At 58.2% G+C, this 1,823-nt stretch carries 2 protein-coding genes; both read right to left on the bottom strand.

Annotated elements, in window-relative coordinates; all coding sequences use genetic code 11:
- The coding region (tnpC, locus tag NGM28_RS28320; protein WP_252092531.1) for an IS66 family transposase at positions 1–1,361 on the bottom strand (1,361 nt) is incomplete at its 3' end.
- A gap of 18 nt (positions 1,362–1,379) precedes the next feature.
- On the bottom strand, positions 1,380–1,739 hold the full coding sequence (gene tnpB, locus NGM28_RS28315; protein ID WP_252092530.1) for an IS66 family insertion sequence element accessory protein TnpB: 360 nt from the start codon (positions 1,737–1,739) through the stop codon (positions 1,380–1,382).
- Between the last annotated feature and the right edge of the window lie 84 nt (positions 1,740–1,823).

The raw sequence follows: 1,823 nt of genomic DNA, 5'->3' as shown, positions 1-1,823 counted from the left end.
CTGGGCGTATCACTGAACAACCAGTTCTTTCTGCCGATGACAAACGGGCGGATCGCACGCTCGGCGGCGTTATTGTCGATCGGCAAGTCGCCATGCTCGACGTAACGTTCCAACTTGCTCCAGTTGCTGGCCAGATAGCCGATGGCTTTACCCAGCGCATTCTGGGTCGTGACCTGGGGCTGCGTTTTCTCTATCCAGCTTTTCAGCTGGGCCAGCACCGGTAGGCTGCGCTCTTGACGGCCCAGCTTGCGATCTTCATCGCTGTTGTCCTTAAGCTCGCGCTCAATGCCATAGAGCTTGTTGATCAAGTTCAGTGCGATGTCTGCCCGCCCGGTTTTACCCTTGGGTTGCACTTTCTGCGCTTCGACAAACTTGCGGCGCGCGTGGGCCCAACAGCCCAACCGCTCCACGCCGTCCTGTGCAGCCAGCGCGTTGTAACCGGCGTAGTCGTCGGTCATGACATAGCCGCGATAGCCATCCAGCAGGCGCGTCGGCACCTCCTGCGCTCGGCTGGTGGCGTAGTCGAAAAGGATCACTGGCCGATCAGGTGGGCCGCCGGTTTGTACCCACATCCAGGATTGGCTGCTGGGCTCACGACCCGGCTCTTTCAACACCTGCACACGTGTTTCATCACAGTGGATGATCCGACTGCTCAACAGGCTCTCGCGCATCAGATTCAGCAACGGTTGCAAGTGCTCGCTGCATTGAATCACCCAGCGTGCCAAGGTTTGGCGCGGGATATCGATACCGTGGCGCCCCAGCACTTTTTCGAAGCGGTGAAGCGGCAAGCCGTCTACGTATTTGGTGGTCAGCAGCATGGCCAGCACACTCGGGCTAGCCATGCTTTTCTCGATCACCTGGGCAGGCTTGTCCGCCGTTACGGGCGCTGATTCGCAGTCGCGGCAGCCGTACACCTTGCGAACATGCTTGATGACGCGAATCTGCATCGGGACGATTTCAAGCTGTTCACTGACTTCTTCACCGATGGCATGTTTGCGGCAGCCACACGTGCAGATCAGTTCATGCTCGGGCAGTTCGTGGACAACTTCGATACGCGGCAAATCAGCCGGCAGCGGCTTGCGTTTGCCACGGCGCTTGGTCGGCGCAACGACTTCTTCGTCGCCGGCCTCATCCAAGGGTTCGGCCAGGCTTTCCGCTTCGTCAAAGAGCGGCAATTGTGGCGTCGCCGCATCGCCTGTCTGCTCGGTCTTGCGCCCGAACAGGCGCTGGCGCAACAGCGCAACTTCCTCTTCGAGATGAACGATCTTGCCCTTGTCGGACGCGCGCTCGTTGATCATCTGCTCAAGCAGTTGCTTGAGCAGAACAGGATCGTCAGGGAGGTTTTCGGGCATGGAAATCATGCCGTGGATTATACCGAATCAGGCGACGTATCGAGGCGTCAAAACCTGATGCGGACGGTTACGCCAGAGGTCGAAGCCATCGAGTAGCCAGTTCAGTTCCTGGACGGTCAGGACAATGACTTCGTCAGTGACATCGGGCGAGGTTTTGAAACGTTCGGACTCCAAGCGTTTGAGCCAGAGGCAGAAACCGTTGCGCTCCCAATACAGGATCTTCACGCGGTTGCGCGGCTTGTTGAGGAAGACGAAAAGCACCGGGTCGAACACCGCCACCTTGATATCGAGCTCGACCAGCGCGGCCAGGCCATCGATGGATTTTCGAAAGTCGACGGGCTTGGGGTAGAGGTACACTTTTTCGACTTTGGCGTCGGGTCGCATCATGGTCGGCGAGCTCCAGAAAGAAATCGGGAGCACAGCATCGGGGATCAGATAAGCGCTTTGAATGTGGGGTTCATGGAGCGCTTA

Origin of the sequence: Pseudomonas sp. MWU13-3659 (assembly GCF_023757525.1) — a bacterium.
In the GTDB taxonomy this organism is placed as follows: domain Bacteria; phylum Pseudomonadota; class Gammaproteobacteria; order Pseudomonadales; family Pseudomonadaceae; genus Aquipseudomonas; species Aquipseudomonas entomophila_E.
The sequence above is the reverse complement of the archived record's forward strand: the minus strand, read 5'-3'. Positions and strand labels throughout refer to the sequence as shown.

What these genes read in the sequence shown, in the direction of transcription:
- tnpB (WP_252092530.1), bottom strand. Translation starts at nt 1,739, where the DNA reads ATGATGCGACCCGACGCCAAAGTCGAAAAAGTGTACCTCTACCCCAAG.